The sequence below is a fragment of the Streptomyces sp. ISL-43 genome, from assembly GCF_018614195.1.
Taxonomy (GTDB): domain Bacteria; phylum Actinomycetota; class Actinomycetes; order Streptomycetales; family Streptomycetaceae; genus Streptomyces.
In genome coordinates this window covers 52,054-68,550 of sequence record NZ_JAGGOT010000032.1, presented here as the reverse complement: position 1 = coordinate 68,550, position 16,497 = coordinate 52,054, and the positions used below count along the sequence as shown (strand labels likewise).

Annotated in this window: 16 protein-coding genes and 2 pseudogenes; 13 read left to right on the top strand and 5 right to left on the bottom strand. The window is 73.7% G+C overall.

Annotation, left to right across the window (positions count from 1 at the left end; translation table 11 throughout):
• Nucleotides 1-36 precede the first annotated feature (36 nt).
• Together J7F03_RS18845 and J7F03_RS18840 are read left to right on the top strand one after the other, a co-directional pair.
• Complete coding sequence (locus tag J7F03_RS18845; RefSeq protein WP_214950842.1) at nt 37-396, top strand: histidine triad nucleotide-binding protein; 360 nt, start codon at nt 37-39, stop codon at nt 394-396.
• 3 nt (nt 397-399) lie between these two features.
• Nucleotides 400-1,305, top strand: a complete 906-nt coding sequence (locus J7F03_RS18840; protein ID WP_214950841.1) for a ribonuclease Z — start codon at nt 400-402, stop codon at nt 1,303-1,305.
• 154 nt (nt 1,306-1,459) lie between these two features.
• Here the strand turns inward: J7F03_RS18840 and J7F03_RS18835 are convergent.
• Nucleotides 1,460-2,779: pseudogene (locus tag J7F03_RS18835) on the bottom strand (MFS transporter); the annotation flags it as partial.
• Nucleotides 2,780-2,962: 183 nt separating this feature from the next.
• On the opposite strand from J7F03_RS18835, the gene J7F03_RS18830 reads away from it, so the two are divergent.
• From J7F03_RS18830 to J7F03_RS18800, 7 genes are all read left to right on the top strand, one after another.
• A complete protein-coding gene (locus J7F03_RS18830; protein ID WP_214950840.1) occupies nt 2,963-4,102 on the top strand; it encodes a carbohydrate kinase family protein in 1,140 nt (379 codons plus the stop codon).
• A gap of 210 nt (nt 4,103-4,312) precedes the next feature.
• Nucleotides 4,313-5,359, top strand: a complete 1,047-nt coding sequence (locus J7F03_RS18825) for a PhoH family protein (RefSeq protein WP_214950839.1) — start codon at nt 4,313-4,315, stop codon at nt 5,357-5,359.
• Between the two features lie 13 nt (nt 5,360-5,372).
• A complete protein-coding gene (ybeY, locus tag J7F03_RS18820; protein WP_214950838.1) occupies nt 5,373-5,870 on the top strand; it encodes an rRNA maturation RNase YbeY in 498 nt (165 codons plus the stop codon).
• A complete protein-coding gene (locus tag J7F03_RS18815) occupies nt 5,867-7,180 on the top strand; it encodes a hemolysin family protein (protein WP_214950836.1) in 1,314 nt (437 codons plus the stop codon). Before ybeY ends, J7F03_RS18815 begins: the two co-directional genes overlap by 4 nt.
• Nucleotides 7,177-7,539 carry an MmcQ/YjbR family DNA-binding protein gene (locus J7F03_RS18810; RefSeq protein WP_214950835.1) on the top strand — a complete coding sequence of 121 codons (363 nt, stop codon included), beginning with the start codon at nt 7,177-7,179 and terminating at the stop codon, nt 7,537-7,539. The genes J7F03_RS18815 and J7F03_RS18810 overlap by 4 nt, the downstream gene beginning before the upstream one ends.
• 73 nt (nt 7,540-7,612) lie before the next feature.
• Nucleotides 7,613-7,966, top strand: coding sequence for a cytidine deaminase (locus J7F03_RS18805; RefSeq protein ID WP_214950833.1), 354 nt, complete (start codon nt 7,613-7,615; stop codon nt 7,964-7,966).
• Between the two features lie 128 nt (nt 7,967-8,094).
• Nucleotides 8,095-8,496: a VOC family protein gene (locus J7F03_RS18800; RefSeq protein WP_214950832.1), complete on the top strand. Its 402-nt coding sequence runs from the start codon at nt 8,095-8,097 to the stop codon at nt 8,494-8,496.
• 40 nt (nt 8,497-8,536) lie between these two features.
• Here the strand turns inward: J7F03_RS18800 and J7F03_RS18795 are convergent, their stop codons facing one another.
• Nucleotides 8,537-9,883, bottom strand: coding sequence for an MFS transporter (locus tag J7F03_RS18795; protein ID WP_214950831.1), 1,347 nt, complete (start codon nt 9,881-9,883; stop codon nt 8,537-8,539).
• Nucleotides 9,884-9,953: 70 nt separating this feature from the next.
• Between J7F03_RS18795 and J7F03_RS18790 the strand changes: the two genes are divergently transcribed.
• The 4 genes and pseudogenes from J7F03_RS18790 (at nt 9,954) to era (ending at nt 14,404) form a co-directional block, all read left to right on the top strand.
• A complete protein-coding gene (locus J7F03_RS18790; RefSeq protein WP_214950830.1) occupies nt 9,954-11,030 on the top strand; it encodes a GlxA family transcriptional regulator in 1,077 nt (358 codons plus the stop codon).
• A gap of 108 nt (nt 11,031-11,138) precedes the next feature.
• Nucleotides 11,139-12,524: a WxL domain-containing protein gene (locus J7F03_RS18785; RefSeq protein ID WP_214951017.1), complete on the top strand. Its 1,386-nt coding sequence runs from the start codon at nt 11,139-11,141 to the stop codon at nt 12,522-12,524.
• Nucleotides 12,521-12,949 (top strand): annotated as a pseudogene (locus J7F03_RS41075) (WxL protein peptidoglycan domain-containing protein); the annotation flags it as partial. The gene J7F03_RS18785 and the pseudogene J7F03_RS41075, both read left to right, overlap by 4 nt.
• 504 nt (nt 12,950-13,453) lie before the next feature.
• The gene (era, locus tag J7F03_RS41070) at nt 13,454-14,404 is read left to right on the top strand and encodes a GTPase Era (protein WP_374104362.1); all 951 of its coding nucleotides are present in this window, start codon (nt 13,454-13,456) and stop codon (nt 14,402-14,404) included.
• A gap of 23 nt (nt 14,405-14,427) precedes the next feature.
• Here the strand turns inward: era and J7F03_RS18775 are convergent, their stop codons facing one another.
• The 3 genes from J7F03_RS18775 to J7F03_RS18765 form a co-directional block, all read right to left on the bottom strand.
• A complete protein-coding gene (locus tag J7F03_RS18775) occupies nt 14,428-15,084 on the bottom strand; it encodes a bifunctional 2-polyprenyl-6-hydroxyphenol methylase/3-demethylubiquinol 3-O-methyltransferase UbiG (protein ID WP_214950828.1) in 657 nt (218 codons plus the stop codon).
• A gap of 291 nt (nt 15,085-15,375) precedes the next feature.
• Nucleotides 15,376-16,197 carry a GNAT family N-acetyltransferase gene (locus J7F03_RS18770; protein ID WP_214950827.1) on the bottom strand — a complete coding sequence of 274 codons (822 nt, stop codon included), beginning with the start codon at nt 16,195-16,197 and terminating at the stop codon, nt 15,376-15,378.
• A gap of 27 nt (nt 16,198-16,224) precedes the next feature.
• Nucleotides 16,225-16,494 carry a protealysin inhibitor emfourin gene (locus J7F03_RS18765; RefSeq protein ID WP_214950825.1) on the bottom strand — a complete coding sequence of 90 codons (270 nt, stop codon included), beginning with the start codon at nt 16,492-16,494 and terminating at the stop codon, nt 16,225-16,227.
• Nucleotides 16,495-16,497: the final 3 nt, after the last annotated feature.

Here is a 16,497-nt window from a genome sequence, read left to right as displayed (position 1 = left end):
ATGCCGGAACCGATCACTGTCACGAAGGGCTCAGCAATGGCCGGGGAACCGCAGGCCGACTGCCTGTTCTGCAAGATCGCCGCGGGGAAGATCCCCGCGACGATCGTCCGCGAGACCGAGACGACCGTCGCCTTCCGCGACATCAACCCGCAGGCGCCCACCCACGTCCTCGTCATTCCGAAGGTGCACTACCCCGACGCCGCCTCCCTCGCGGCCGCCGAGCCCCAGATCACCGCCGACGTGCTGCGCGAGGCAGGCGAGGTCGCCGCCGAGGAGGGGCTCACCGGCCGCGGCTACCGGCTCGTCTTCAACACCGGCCCCGGAGCCGGCCAGGTCGTCTTCCACGCCCACGCGCACGTCCTGGGCGGCCGCGGCTTCGAGTGGCCCCCGGGATAAGCCGTGTCCGTACGAGAGTTCGTGGTCCTGGGCACCGCCAGCCAGGTGCCCACCCGCCACCGCAACCACAACGGCTACCTGCTGCGCTGGGACGGCGAGGGCATCCTCTTCGATCCCGGCGAGGGCACCCAGCGCCAGATGCTGCGCGCCGGAGTGGCCGCCCACGACATCAACCGGATCTGCGTCACCCACTTCCACGGTGACCACAGCCTCGGCCTCGCCGGGGTGATCCAGCGCATCAACCTCGACCGGGTCCCGCACCCCGTCAGCGCCCACTACCCGGCCTCCGGGCAGAAGTTCTTCGACCGGCTGCGCTACGCCACGGCCTACCGCGAGACCGTGGAGATGGCCGAGGAACCGGTGGCCGGGGACGGCGTGCTGGCGCGCACCGACTCCTACACCCTGGACGCCGTACGGCTCTCGCACCCGGTGGAGTCCTTCGGCTACCGGGTCACGGAGCCCGACGGCCGCCGGATACGGCCCGAACTGCTCGCGCTCCACGGGATCAAGGGGCCCGACGTGGGCCTCATCCAGCGCGAGGGCCGCCTCGGGGAGGTCACCCTCGAAGACGTCAGCGAGCCGCGCCCCGGGCAGCGGTTCGCCTTCGTGATGGACACCCGGCTCTGCGAGGGCGTCGAAACGCTCGCGGCGGGCTGCGACATGCTGGTGATCGAATCGACGTTCCTCGACGAGGACGTCCGGCTGGCCACCGACCACGGCCACCTCACCGCCGGACAGGCCGCCCGGGTGGCGCGGGACGCGGGCGTGCGGCACCTCGTGCTGACGCACTTCTCGCAGCGCTACGGCGATCCGTCGGAGTTCGAACGCCAGGCCCGAGCGGCCGGCTTCGAGGGCGAGCTGACGATCGCCGCCGACCTCGTACGGGTTCCCGTGCCGAAGCGGGCCTGAGAGCCGGCCCGGTGCCGGGGCCGGGGTCCGACCCCGGACCCGGCCCGGTCGTTGCGCAGACTCCGGACCGGACCCGCCGCGAAGCCTGCTCGCGTGAGCGGCGGGCGGCCGCCGGGGAGAGCAGCAGCACCCGCAGCGGGGGCCGGCCCGGGGAGCGCGCGCGGCGGAGCGCGATCTCGGCGACCTCCAGCTCGGGCGCGCCGACCCGGGGCACCGCACCCGTCGGGGCGCCCGCGCCGGCGGCCGGCACGGCCGCCGGGGCCCCTCCGCGCCGCCACACCGAGCCGGGGACCAGCGGGCGTCCGCCGACGTGCAGGGCGACGGCGGTCATCGGCGCGGCCACGGCCAGCAGCAGGCCGCCGAGGACCAGGCCCATGCCCGGGAACCCGGCGCCCTCGGCGAGCAGGCTCCCGGTGACGGGCCCGCAGGCCACGCCGAGCGAGGACGCGGAGCCGACCAGGACGGCCCAGCGGCCGCGCGGGTCGAGGGCGGCCGCGAGGCCGATGGCGTAGGAGAGCACGACGGGGTAGACCGCGTTCCAGAAGATCTCCCCGGCGGCGAAGGCGGCCAGGCCGTCCGCCCGGGAGGCCAGCACCACGCAGCAGGCGATGACCGCCGTGCCCGCGCCCACCGGGACCGCCCGGCCGAGGCGGGCCCCGAACGCGGAGGCGGCGGTGACCCCGAGCAGCCCGGCGCCGAGCGAGGCGGCGAAGACGACGCCGAGGGTGACCTCGGACAGGCCCGCCTGCTGCGCGCCGATGCGGCCGCTGACGCCCCACAGGGCGTTCTGCGCGAGGGACCACAGCACAAGGGCCCCGGCCAGCACCACCCCGGCGAGCGGGTACGGCAGCCGCCCGCAGACCCGTACGGCCCGGCGGCTCCGCGGGCCCTGCGCGGCGGCTCCGCCGAGCCGGCCCGTCGCGGGCCAGCACACCGCCGCGACCAGGGCGATCGCCGCGAAGGGCAGCCCGTGGCCGCCGCCGAGCCGGGGCAGGGTCAGGTACAGGGCCCCGGCGGTCGCCGACACCGACAGCAGCCCCAGCGCGGAGGTGCGGTGCGGGTCGCGCTGCGCGGCGATCCCGGAGGCGGCCACGGCGGTCGCCGCGCCCGAGCCGAAGCCGCCGACGACGGCGCCCGCGACGACGAGCGGGAGCAGCGGGGTGGCGGCCGCGGTGCCGTAGCCGAGGACGGACAGCAGCAGCCCGAGCCGGGCCGGCGGCCGTGGACCGTGGCGGGGGATGCGGGAGGCCAGGGTGAAACCGGCGGCGGCGGAGCCGAGCAGCAGGACCGAGCCGATCAGTCCGGCCTGCGCGGGGCTCAGCGGGAGGTGTGCATCGAGCCGCCCGACGACGGTCGGCAGCAGGTACGGGGCGACGTAACCGGCGGCGAAGAGCGCGACGAGCGGCCAGGCGGCGGGCGGCGCGGGGTGCGGTCGGGCACGGGTGTTCCAGGTGACAAAGGTGGAGCGTGAGATTCCGCAAGAGCGCGGGGCTCATATCCACCAACCGGCCGGATCTTCGGAGAAGGGCGTTCAGGTGGTGATCTGCGTCACACTGTATTCCGGGTCCACCCGGGAGGGAGGGGCCGCACGGCGGGCGTGTGTTAACCCCATTGAAGAAACGACCCGCCAAGAACGTCGACCGGAAACGTCGAGCAGATGACCACGCCAGCGAAACGCGTGCCGAACGGGGAGTACATCGTGAGCAGTCGCACCAGCCGGGACAGCCGCACCGCCGCCGTGGACCCGCTCGGCCCGCTGCGCGACCCCCAAGAGCCGGACTGCGACGTCTTCCTGACGGGCGCCGTGTTCCTCGACATCATCTTCACCGGCCTCGACTCGGCCCCCGTGCGCGGTACGGAGTCCTGGGCGCGCGGCATGGGCTCCAGCCCCGGCGGCGTCGCCAACATGGCCACCGCCCTCGCCCGCCTCGGCCTGCGCACCTGCCTCGCCGCCGCCTTCGGGGACGACCACTACGGCGAGTACTGCTGGGACGCGCTCGAACAGGGCGAGGGCATCGACCTGTCGATGTCACGGACCGTGCCCGGCTGGCACAGCCCCGTCACCGTCTCGATGGCCTACGAGGGCGAGCGCACGATGGTCTCGCACGGCCACGAGGCCCCGCCCCCGGCGGGCCCCGGGCCGTTCCCGCAGTGTCCGCCCCGCACCCGCGCGGCCGTGGCCTCGCTCGGCCTGGGCGGAGGCGAGCCGTGGGTGGCCGAGGCGGCCCGGGACGGGGCGCGGGTCTTCGCCGACGTCGGGTGGGACGAGAGCGGGCGGTGGGACCTGGGGGCGCTGGCCGACCTGGAGCACTGCGAGGCGTTCCTGCCCAACGCGGGGGAGGCGATGGCCTACACGCGCACCGACTGCCCGCGCGCGGCGGCCCGGGCGCTGGCCGAGAAGGTCCCGATCGCGGTGGTGACCATGGGCGCCGAGGGCTCGTACGCGGTGGACGGGCGGACCGGGGAGACGGCGCAGGTCCCGGCGATCACGGTCGACGCCCTCGACCCGACCGGCGCGGGCGACGTGTACGTGGCGGGCTTCCTCACCGGCACCCTCGCCGCATGGCCGCTGGCGGACCGGCTCGCCTTCGCGGGCCTCACGGCGGCCCTGTCGGTGCAGGAGTTCGGCGGCTCGCTGTCGGCCCCCGGCTGGCCGGAGGTAGCCCACTGGTGGCGCACCGCACCCGAAGAACTGCGCGGGCGGTACGGCTTCCTCGACGACCTGGTCCCGCCGGGCGCGGCCCCGGCCAGCCGGCGCCGGGCGGTCCCGACGATCGGCTTCCGGCGGCCGGCGTAGGGGCGGGGTGGCGCGCGGGGCGGGTGCGGGGCCGGGTGTGAGGGGCCGGGGCCGGTTTGGGGGCCGCGCGCAGCCCCGTGGGGGGCCCGGCGCGGGACCCGGTAAAACCCCTCGGGGATGCGGCGGCGGCGACGTACGCTTGGAAGTCCGGAGGCCGTCGATCGGCGCGGCCCCTCAGTGGGAGGTATGCGCAGGCCACAGTGCCGGCCCATGACTCAGACACCGACAGCCCAGACCCCCGCGCCGGGGCAGGCGCGAGCCCACTTCACCGTCCCGGCAGCCCACCCGATGGTGTCCGTCCTCGGCTCGGGCGACGCCCTGTTGCGCGTGATCGAGAAGGCCTTCCCGGAGGCCGACATCCATGTTCGGGGCAATCAGGTCAGCGCGCTCGGGCTGGCGGCGGAAGTCGCTCTGATCCAGCGCCTGTTCGACGAGATGATGCTGGTGCTCCGCACCGGGCAGCCGATGACGGAGGACGCAGTGGAACGCTCGATCGCCATGCTCAAGTCGAGCGGCAACGGCGAGGGACCGGACGAGACGCCCGCGGAGGTGCTCACCCAGAACATCCTCTCCAGCCGCGGCCGCACCATCCGTCCCAAGACCCTCAACCAGAAGCGGTACGTCGACGCGATCGACAAGAACACGATCGTCTTCGGCATCGGCCCCGCCGGTACCGGCAAGACCTACCTCGCCATGGCCAAGGCGGTCCAGGCCCTGCAGTCCAAGCAGGTCAGCCGGATCATCCTGACCCGCCCCGCCGTCGAGGCCGGCGAGCGCCTCGGCTTCCTGCCGGGAACGCTCTTCGACAAGATCGACCCGTACCTGCGCCCGCTCTACGACGCGCTCCACGACATGATCGACCCGGACTCGATCCCGCGGCTCATGGCGGCGGGAACCATCGAGGTGGCCCCCCTCGCGTACATGAGGGGTCGCACCTTGAACGAGGCGTTCGTCGTCCTCGACGAGGCGCAGAACACCAGCCCCGAGCAGATGAAGATGTTCCTGACCAGGCTCGGCTTCGAATCGAAGATCGTCGTCACCGGTGACGTCACCCAGGTCGACCTGCCGGGCGGCACCAAGAGCGGTCTGCGCCAGGTACAGGAGATCCTCGAAGGGGTTCCGGACATCCACTTCTCGCGGCTCACGTCCGAGGATGTCGTCCGGCACAAGCTGGTCGGCCGTATCGTCGACGCGTACGAGAAGTACGACGACAGCCAGGACGCGAAGCAGTCCCGGAACGGCTACCAGCGGAAGTAGACCCCAGCGCACCATGTCGATCGACGTCAACAACGAGTCCGGAACCGAGGTCGACGAGCAGGCGATCCTCGACATCGCCCGCTACGCGCTCACCCGGATGCGGATCCACCCGCTCTCGGAGCTCTCCGTCATCGTCGTCGACGAGGAGGCGATGGAGCAGCTCCACATCCAGTGGATGGATCTGCCCGGACCCACCGACGTCATGTCCTTCCCGATGGACGAACTGCGTCCGCCGTCGAAGGACGACGAGGAGCCCCCGCAGGGGCTCCTCGGTGACATCGTCCTCTGCCCCGAAGTGGCGAAGAAGCAGGGCGAGGACGCGCCGACGCGGCACTCCATGGACGAGGAGCTCCAGCTCCTGACCGTCCACGGGGTGCTGCACCTGCTCGGCTACGACCACGAGGAGCCGGACGAGAAGGCCGAGATGTTCGGCCTCCAGGCGGCCATCGTCGACGGCTGGCGCGGCGAGCGCGGCGTGACCGGCCCGTCCCCGGCACCGACCGTCTCGTGACCGGCGCCCCTCAGCTGATCACCGGGGCCGTCCTGCTCGTCGTGGTGGCCTGGTTCGCGGCATGCGCCGAGTCCGGGATCGCCCGGATCTCCGCCTTCCGCGCCGAACAGGCCGTACGGGAGGGCCGGCGCGGCAGCGCGAAGCTCGCCCAGGTCGCCGCCGACCCCACCCGCTACGTCAACGTCGCGCTGCTGGTCCGCGTCACCTGCGAGATGGCGGCGGGCGTGCTCGTCACGTACGTCTGCCTCGACGAGTTCGGGGAGAACTGGACCGCGCTGTTCGTGGCCATCGCCGTGATGGTGCTGGTCTCGTTCGTGGCGGTCGGCGTCTCTCCGCGCACCATCGGCCGCCAGCACCCGCTGAACACCGCGACGGCGGCCGCGTACGTCCTCGTACCGCTCGCCCGCGTCATGGGGCCGATCCCGCAGCTGCTGATCCTCATCGGCAACGCGCTCACGCCCGGAAAGGGCTTCCGCAAGGGGCCCTTCGCCTCCGAGGCGGAGCTGCGCGCCATGGTCGACCTGGCGGAGAAGGAATCGCTGATCGAGGACGACGAGCGCCGGATGGTGCACCAGGTCTTCGAGCTGGGCGACACCCTCGTGCGCGAGGTCATGGTGCCCCGCACCGACCTGGTCTGCATCGAGCGGTACAAGACGATCCGTCAGGCGACCACGCTCGCACTGCGGTCCGGCTTCTCGCGCATCCCGGTGACCGGGGAGAACGAGGACGACATCGTCGGCATCGTGTACCTCAAGGACCTGGTCCGCAAGACGCACATCAGCCGGGAGGCGGAGACCGACCTGGTCTCGACGGCGATGCGGCCGGCGGTCTTCGTACCGGACACCAAGAACGCGGGCGACCTGCTGCGCGAGATGCAGTTGGTGCGCAACCACGTGGCGGTCGTCATCGACGAGTACGGCGGCACCGCCGGAATCGTCACCATCGAGGACATCCTCGAGGAGATCGTCGGCGAGATCACCGACGAGTACGACCGGGAGATCGCGCCGGTGGAGGAGCTGGGCGCGGACCGCTACCGGGTCACCGCGCGCCTGGACATCACCGACCTCGGTGAACTGTTCAAGGTCGACTCCTTCGACGACGAGGACGTGGAGACGGTCGGCGGACTGCTCGCCAAGGCGCTGGGCCGGGTGCCGATCGCGGGCGCCTCGGCGGTGGTGGACCTGCCGGACGGGCGGCCGCTGCGGCTGACCGCCGAGTCCCCGGCGGGACGGCGGAACAAGATCGTGACGGTGCTGGTGGAGCCGGTGGTCGCTTCGGCGGGCACGGGCGAGGGCGAGGACGGCGAATGACGCCGGCGGAGCTGCGCGACTTCTGCCTGGGCTTCAACGCGGCGGTGGAGGAGTTCCCCTTCACGCCGGAGACCTCGGTGTTCAAGGTGCTGGGGAAGGTGTTCGCGCTGACGGCCCTGGACGCCGATCCGCTGAAGGTCAACCTCAAGTGCGAACCGGAGCTGGCGGTGCGGCTGCGCGAGGAGCACGAGGCGATCGTGCCGGGCTGGCACATGAACAAGCGGCACTGGAACACGGTGACGGTGGGCGGGCCCGGCGCCCTGCCCGACTCCCTGGTCCGTGAACTGGTCGAGGACTCGTACGACCTGGTCGTCGCGGGCCTGCCGAAGGCGGAGCGGCTGCGGCTCGACCGGCCGTAGCGGGGGTGGAGGGGAGAGTGCGTCCGCGGGGTCGTCGTGCGGCCGCGCCGACGCGCTCCCTATGCTTCGGGCTATGACCGACAGCACCGGGATCGACCCCGAAGACAGCAAGATCATCACGTTGGCGCGCAGCGCCCGGGCCCGCAACGGCGTGCCCGAGGGGGCGGCGGTCCGGGACGAGACCGGCCGTACGTACGTCGCCGGAACGGTGACACTGGACTCCCTGAAGCTGAGCGCGCTCCAGACGGCCGTCGCGATGGCGGTGGCCAGCGGCGCCCAGTCCCTGGAGGCGGCGGCGGTCGTCAGCGCGGCCGACGCCCCCGCCGACGCCGACCGCGCGGCGGTCCGCGACCTCGGCGGCCCGGACACCCCGGTCCTCCTGGCGGCCCCGGACGGCACCCTCAAGTCCACGACGCCGGCGGGCTGACCCGGCCTCCCGGCCTCCCCGCCTCCCCGCCTCACCTCCTTGTCCGCGGGCGGTCCTGCCAGGCGGGCTGATCTTGGGCGACGTAGCCTGGGAGCGGGGGGCGGCGCACCCTCAAGGAGGTGGAAGCCATGCCCGAGGTACCTGGTGTCGGGCACATCGTGCTGTCCGTGAGTGACGTCAAGCGCAGTACGGAGTTCTACAACGAGCTCTTCGGAACGCAGACGGTGAAGGACGTGGAGGACGAGTTCGGGCCCTTCATGGTCAGCGCCTCCCCGGCCCTCATGATCGGCTTCCGTACGCACGGCACGACGAATACGGCGGACTCCTTCGACCCCGCGCGGGTCGGCCTGGACCACTTCGCCTTCCACGTCGGCGGCCGGAGCGACCTGGAGGCGTGGAAGGCCCTGCTCGACGAGAAGGACGTGTCCCACTCCGGCATCGTCGAGGACCCGTCCGGACTGCACCTCTGCTTCAAGGATCCGGACAACATCGCCCTGGAGTTCTACTGCCCGCCGCCTCAAGAGGGTTGAACTCGGCAGGGCTGCTCCTGCGCAGGGCTGAGGGCCGGGCTCAGCCGGTCGCCGAGGGCACGGCCACGGGCACGGGCACGGGCCGGCGGCGGATGACCATCGCCATCAGCGCGGCCATCGCGCACAGCGCGCCCGACGCGTACCAGACGGGGTCGTACGAGCCGAAGGCGTCGCGGGCCAGGCCGCCCAGGAAGGCCACCAGCGCCGCGCCGACCTGGTGCGAGGCCAGGACCCAGCCGAAGACGATGGCGCCGTCCTCGCCGTAGTGCTCGCGGCACAGCGCGATCGTCGGCGGGACGGTCGCGACCCAGTCCAGGCCGTAGAAGACGATGAAGAACACCATCGGCGGGTGCACGGACGGGGCCAGCAGCATCGGGAGGAAGAGCAGCGAGACCCCGCGCAGGGCGTAGTAGACGGCGAGGAGGCGGCGCGACTCGAAGCGGTCCGTCAGCCAGCCGGAGAAGACGGTGCCGATCACGTCGAACACGCCGATGACCGCCAGCAGTCCGGCCGCCGCCGTCACCGGCATGCCGTGGTCGTGGGCCGACGGGATGAAGTGGGTCTTGACCAGGCCGTTGGTCGACGCTCCGCAGATCGCGAAGGTGCCCGCGAGCAGCCAGAAGGGGCCTGTCCGGGCCGCCTTGGCCAGGACCGTCACCGCCCGGCGGGCGGCTCCCGGGACGGGTGCGGGCTTGGCCGCGTACGTGCCGCCGTACGGGGCGAGCCCGACGTCCGCCGGGTGGTCGCGCAGCAGGAGCCACACGAAGGGCACGACGGCCAGGGCCGCAAGCGAGACGGTGACCGACGCCGGGCGCCAGCCGTGGTGCTCGACCAGCCAGGCCAGCAGTGGCAGGAAGACCAGCTGTCCGGAGGCGCCGGCGGCGGTCAGGATGCCGGTGACCAGGCCGCGCCGGGCGGTGAACCAGCGGTTGGTCACCGTCGCCGCGAAGGCCAGCGCCATCGAGCCGCTGCCCAGGCCGACCAGGACGCCCCAGTACAGGATCAGCTGCCAGGAGGCGGTCATCCAGACCGTGGCCACCGAGCCGCCGGCTATGACGGTCAGCGCGACCGCGACGACCTTCCGGATGCCGAAGCGGTCCATCAGCGCGGCCGCGAACGGCGCGGTGAGCCCGTACAGCGCGAGGTTCACGGAGACGGCGAGGCCGATCGTGCCGCGCGACCAGTCGAACTCCTCGTGCAGCGGCTCGATGAGCAGCCCGGGGAGGGAGGCGAAGGCGGCGGCGCCGATGATCGTCACGAAGGCGACGGCCGCGACGAACCAGGCGCGGTGGACGCGGTGCGGCCGCCGGGGCGCGTCGGCGGGCGCGTCCGCGGGTGCGGGCGTGGAGGCGGGGGAGGGGCCGGGGCCGGGGGCTGTTTGCGTCACGACGACAGTTTCCGGTCGGCGGGGTCCCTACGACAGTGGCCTGACCGACACCCTTCGATATGATCGGGCCATGGAGACTCGCGCGCACCGTGTCGTCGTCCTCGCCCTCGCCGGGCTGCTGCCCTTCGAGCTCGGGATCCCGCACCGGATCTTCGGCCGGGCCAAGGACCGGGACGGGCGTCCGCTGTACGAGATCCTCACCTGCGCGATCGCCCCCGGACGGGTGCCCACGGACGCCGACTTCGACATCCACGTCGAGCACGGCCCGGAACTGCTGGCCACGGCCGACACGGTGGTGGTCCCCGCCTCCTACGAGCTGGGCCCGGTCCACGAGGAGGGCCGGCTCACCCCCGAACTCACCGCCGCCCTCGCGCACATCAGACCCGGTACGCGGCTCGTCTCCATCTGTACGGGCGGCTACGTGCTGGCCGCCGCCGGGTACCTGGACGGCCGCCGGGCCACCACCCACTGGGCCTCGGCGGGCCACTTCCAGCAGATGTTCCCGGCCGTGCTGGTCGACCCGGGCGTGCTCTACACCGACGACGGGGACGTGCTCACCTCGGCCGGAGTCGCCGCAGGCATCGACCTGTGCCTGCACATCGTGCGCCGCGACCACGGCGTGGCCGTCGCCAACGACGTGGCCCGGCGCACCGTGGTACCGCCGCACCGCGAGGGCGGTCAGGCGCAGTTCATCGAGCGCCCGGTGCCGCAGCCGCAGCGGTCCGCCACCACCGCGGCCCGCGCGTGGGTACTGGACCGGCTGCACGAGCCGCTGCGGCTGACCGACCTGGCCAGGCAGGAGTCCATGTCGGTACGGACCTTCACGCGCAGGTTCCGCGAGGAGTCGGGGCTCAGTCCCGGTGAGTGGATCGTCGGGCAGCGGGTGGAGCGGGCCCGCTCGCTGCTGGAGCAGACGGACCTGCCGATGGAACAGGTGGCGCGCGAGGCGGGCTTCGGGACGGCGCAGTCGCTGCGCAAGCACGTACAGGCGGCGATCGGGGTGAGCCCGACCGCGTACCGGCGTACGTTCCGAGAGACCGGGACGGGTGCGGGTGCGGGCGTCGGGACGGGTGCGGCCGCGGCCCCGAGGGCCGTCATCCTGCCATCTCCTGATGGGACATCAGTTGCTGCCGGATCCGTGCATTGACTTATCCCGCCGCCCGCTCGTGAATGGCCCCCAGTCGGGGTACGGGATCCCAGGGGGCGGGCAGTGCGGACATCGGCGCGGAGCAGGGGATGGTCGGCGGCCGTCGGCATGGCGGTGCTGGCAGCCGCCACCGGGGGCGCCCTGAGCTCGCCCGCCGCAGCCGAAGGGGAGCCGCCCCCGGGCCACGTGCCCGGCCAGGTGACCTTCCCGACGCACTGCCTGCCGCCCCAGGAAGCCGGACTGCCGCCCGCCGACGGACCCACCACCGCCCGGATCACCGTCGACGACCCCGCGCCGCGCGTGGGCGACACCGTCACCGTGACCTACCAGGTGACCAGGACCCCTGCCGTGAACCCGCTCGCCGTCGACCTGCCCGCCGACGTGCTCACCCCGACCGGGCGGATCGTGCTCGGGGGCGCGCAGAGCGGCGAGGTCACGGTCGTCGGAGCCAAGCGCAACGACCCCGTCAAGGCGGGCGAGGCGCTGCCCGCCGTCACCATGACCGGCACCTTCACCGTCACCGCACCCGGTGAGATCACCCTGGCTCCGGGCGGCTACACGCTGCACACCGGTCACCTGCTCGACCTCGACACCACCTGCGCGGCCGCCTCGACCCCCGTCCCGGATCCGGATCCGTCACCGAACCCGTCGCCGGATCCGTCCCCGTCCTCGTCCTCGAATCCGTCGCCGTCGCCGCCGCCGTCCCCGGTCGCGCAGCGGATCACCGCGACCCCGCTGCCGACGGCCAACCTCCGGTCGGTCGCACTCGCCGTGGCCGCGGGCGGACCGGGCACCAAGGTCAAGGTCACCGGCGCCGGGTTCGTCCCCGGCGCGGCCGTCACCGTGGCCGGCCGGGCGGGAGCGGCCGAGACCGCGGACCGGGTGTCGGCGAAGGCCGACGAGCTGGGCGTGGTCCTGGCCGAGCTGACGGTCACGGACAAGGCGACCACCGCCGTCGTCGCGTACGAGGGCGCGGCCTGGTCGCCCACCCAGGGCTCCGGGCCGGCCGCCTACGCGGTGATCGACACCGCCCCGACGGCGCCGGGCACCCAGAAGGTGACGGCGGTCGTGGAGCCCGGTGCGCTGGGCCTGACCCAGGAGGGCGCGACCGTGACCCTGGGCGCGGTCCCGTACGGGGACGGCGGCGCCGCGGCCGGCCGGATCGGCACCGTCACCGTCAAGGACGCCCGGGGCGGCCCGGCGGGGTGGTCGCTGATCGGCAAGGTCACCGACTTCCGCGGAGCCGGCGGCGTCCGCATCCCGGGCGCCTCCCTGAGCTGGACCCCGTCGTGCGCGGCCGCCCCCGGCAGCCCCAGCGCGTGTACTCCGGGCAGCGCGGGCACGGTCGGACCGGACGGGGCGGTACTGGCCTCCACCGGGGACGCCGCGCTCACCGGGGGCACCTTCACCATCGACGCGACCGTCGCCCTCCAGGTCCCCCCGTACACCCCGCCGGGCGCCTACACGGCGGTGCTGACCCTCACCCTGTCGTGACCGCCCGCGCACGGGCCGCGGCGGGGACGGTCCTGGCCCTCCTCGCCGGGCTCGGCGTCCTGCTGCTCGGCGGAGCCGGACCCGCCGTCGCCGCCGACAACGGGCAGTGGTCCGTGCTGCCCGCCGCCAACAAGCTCGGGCAGCGCCCCTACTTCTACCTCTCCGCGGCCCCCGGCCAGGCCGTCACCGACTCCGTCACCATCGCCAACCGCACCGACCTGCCCCGCACCTTCCGCCTCTACGCCGCCGACGCCTACAACACCGCCCGCGACGGCGGCTTCGCCCTGCGCGGCCCCGACGAGCCGCGCACGGCCACCGCCGCCTGGGCGAAGCTCGAACGGGAGCGGATCACCGTCCCGGCGAAGACGGCCCTCAGCGTCGGGTTCACCCTCGCCGTCCCCGACCGGGCCGAGCCCGGGGACCACCCCGGAGCCATCGTCGCGCTGGAGGACCGGCCCGCCGACACGGCCGCGCGGGGGATCGGCGTGCAGCAGGCCGTCGCCGCCCGGGTCTACCTGCGGGTCACCGGGCCCACCGCCCCCGCCCTCGCCGTCGAGGACCTCCGCACCACCCGCCGCGGCGCCGCCGGCGCGGAGATCTCGTACACGCTCCACAACCTCGGCAACGTCACCCTGCGCCCCCGCGCCGTCCTCACCGCCTCCGGCGCCCTCGGCCGCTCCCTCCTCTCCCGGAACCTCACCGGGCTGCCCGCCGAGCTGCTGCCGGGGCAGGAAGTCCGGCTCCGAGCCCGCTGGGAGGACCCGCCCGCGCTGGAATGGACCCAGGTCACGGTGGCTGCCGGGGCCGAGGGCGCCACCTCCCGGGCCGCCGTCGGGCACGCCGCGCACCCCGCCCTGAACGGCCTGCTCGCGGCCGCTCTCGCCCTCGTGGCGGCGGTCTGGTCGGCGCTGGGAGCCGCATCGGGGAGAATGGCCCGTATGAGCGATCGTTCCCCCGAGACCACCAGCCCGCACCGTGCGGGCTTCGCCTGCTTCGTCGGCCGTCCCAACGCGGGGAAGTCGACCCTGACCAACGCGCTCGTGGGTACCAAGGTCGCGATCACCTCCAACCGGCCGCAGACCACCCGCCACACGGTCCGCGGCATCGTGCACCGCCCCGACGCCCAGCTCGTGCTGGTCGACACGCCCGGCCTCCACAAGCCGCGCACCCTGCTCGGCGAGCGCCTCAACGACGTCGTGCGCGCGACCTGGACCGAGGTCGACGTCATCGGCTTCTGCCTGCCCGCCGACCAGAAGCTCGGCCCCGGCGACAAGTTCATCGCCAAGGAGCTCGCGGGGATCAAGAAGACCCCCAAGATCGCCATCATCACCAAGACCGACCTGGTCGAGTCCAAGCAGGTGGGCGAGCAGCTCATCGCCGTCCACCAGCTCGCCGAGGAGCTCGGCTTCGAGTGGGCCGAGATCGTCCCCGTCTCGGCGGTCGGCGACAACCAGGTCCAGCTGCTGGCGGACCTGATCGCGCCGATGCTGCCGCTGAGCCCGCCGCTGTACCCCGAGGGCGACCTCACCGACGAGCCCGAGATGGTCATGGTCGCGGAGCTGATCCGCGAGGCCGCGCTCGAAGGCGTACGGGACGAGCTCCCGCACTCCATCGCGGTCGTCGTCGAGGAGATGATCCCCCGGGAGAACCGCCCGGCGGACCGCCCGCTGCTCGACATCCACGCGAACCTCTACATCGAGCGGCCGAGCCAGAAGGGCATCATCATCGGCCCGAAGGGCGCCCGCCTGAAGGAGGTCGGGATGAAGTCGCGCAAGCACATCGAGGCACTGCTCGGCACCCCGGTCTTCCTCGACCTGCACGTGAAGGTCGCCAAGGACTGGCAGCGCGACCCCAAGCAGCTCCGCAAGCTCGGCTTCTGATTCCTTGACGCGGCCGGCCCCGGCTAGGGGAGGCGCCGCACCTTCACCGCGTTGTCCGTACGGGTCCCGGGCCGGCCGTCAGGCTGGTTCTGGACCCGTACGTGTTCCTCCGCCAGCAGCACCTCCCAGGCGCCCGACTCCAGCTCCAGCTGGGCGAGGACCTCGTCGGGGGTCGGCATGGCCACCTCGGGGCGGTCCTGCTGCCAGGGTGCCCAGCCCGCGTGGCCCACGACGAGCAGGATGCCGCCGGGGGCCACGGCCGCGGCTGCCCGGCGCAGGATCCGCTCGCGCGGGAAATCGCCGAAGGTGTGCAGGAAGCACGCGGAGACCAGGTCGTACTCCCCGGCCGGGAAGGACTCCGCGAGGTCGTGGCGCTCCCACGCGGTGCGGTCCGCGACCCCGGCGTCGGCGGCGTGGGCCGCCGCCTTCTCCAGGGCGACCCCGGAGATGTCCGTCCCGGTGACGTGCCAGCCCTTGCGCGCGAGCCACACGGCGTCGCCGCCCTCGCCGCAGCCCAGATCCAGGGCCCGCCCCGGAGCGAGCGACGCGACCTCCCGCGCCAGGGCGGCGTTGGCGTCGCCGCTCCAGATCTTCTCGCTCTCCCGGTAGCGGGTGTCCCAGTACTCCTCGCCTTCGAAGTCGGCGGGCTCGGGGGACTGGTGGTCGTGCTCGTGCGCCATGGCGGCCTCTTCCGGTCGGTACGGGTGCCTGCGCCCCCGATGCTCCGCCCGCCTGTCCCGGCCCGCCAAACAACGTTGCCGTTCCGGCAACCCCGCCTGCCGCCCGCGCTCTCTTCGAGCAGGTACGAGCGGTACGCGGGCGGGAAGCGGACGCCGAGCTCCCGCTCCGCCTCGGCCGCCTCGGCCTCGGTCAGCGGCAGGCGGTCCGGCGGGGCGGCGGCGCGGGCCACCCGTTGGCCAGGGGCTGGGCGCGGGCCTGCCGTGCCTCCCGGCGCGGCCGGACCCGGTGGATCACAGGGGGCGGTCCGCGATCAGGGCCGTGCCGACCGGGCGGAAGCCGAGGCGGGCGTAGACGCGGGCCACGTCCTCGTCGCCCGCCGAGAGGAAGACCGTGCGGGCACCGCGGGCCAGGGCGTCCGCGATCAGGGCCGCCGTCACCGCGAGGGCCAGGCCTTGGCGGCGGGCCGAGGGGAGCGTGCCGACGCCGACGACCTCGGTGACGTCGCCGACCGGGATGTGCTGGCCGGAACACAGCACCACGCCGTCGCGTGCGGCCGCCGCCAGGGCGGTACGGCCCGACGCGATCATCCCGGCGACCCGGACCCGGCGGCCCTCCGAGGCCGGGTCCCGCTCCGCCACCGCGAGCTCCGCCGGGCCCGCCTCGCCCACCGCCGTGCCGGGCGCGGCGAAGGCCAGCATCGGCACCGTCACCGCCGCGCGCAGCAGCGGGTCGGCCGCGCCGAGTACGCGTACGTCCGGATGCGCGGGGATCCGTACCGCCGAGGGGTCGAGCACCATCAGCGGGTGGGCGTGGACCTGGAGTCCGGCGGCCTCCGCCGCGGCCCGCAGGGAGGGGGTGGTTTCGGCCACCCACTCGAAGGACTCGGGGACGTTCAGCTCCCGCTGGCGGGTCAGCACCCGTTCCACGTCGGCCACCGAGACGGCGTCGGCCGAATCGCCGCCGAGCGCGGGCCGCGCGTAGTACGGCCAGCCCGCGCTCTCCTGGACGAACAGGGTCAGCGGGCCGAAGTCCTCGGCCCGCGCCCCGCCCACCCGGGGTGCCGTGTCGTAGTAGCGCTCGAGCTCGGGCAGGCAGTCGGACGTAGTGATCATCCGGCCATCCAATCAAGCGGAGCGCCGCTAGGCACCTTCTTTCAGGACGCGCGAGATCAGCGAGCGCTGCGCCTCCGACAGGTTCGGGTCCTGGCAGAGCACCGTCCGCCCGTCGACCGTGATCCGGTAGGAGAACCCGTCCCGGATCCGGTCCGCCGGATCCCTCGGCGGACCGGGCCGCAGGGCCAGCTGGGCCAGGGCCTGCCACTCGGCCTCGTCGGGCATGCCCGAGGTGTCCACCTCGGCCCGTCGCTCGATCCCCGCGAAGCCGCCCGTTCGCACCACCTGAATCCGCATGAC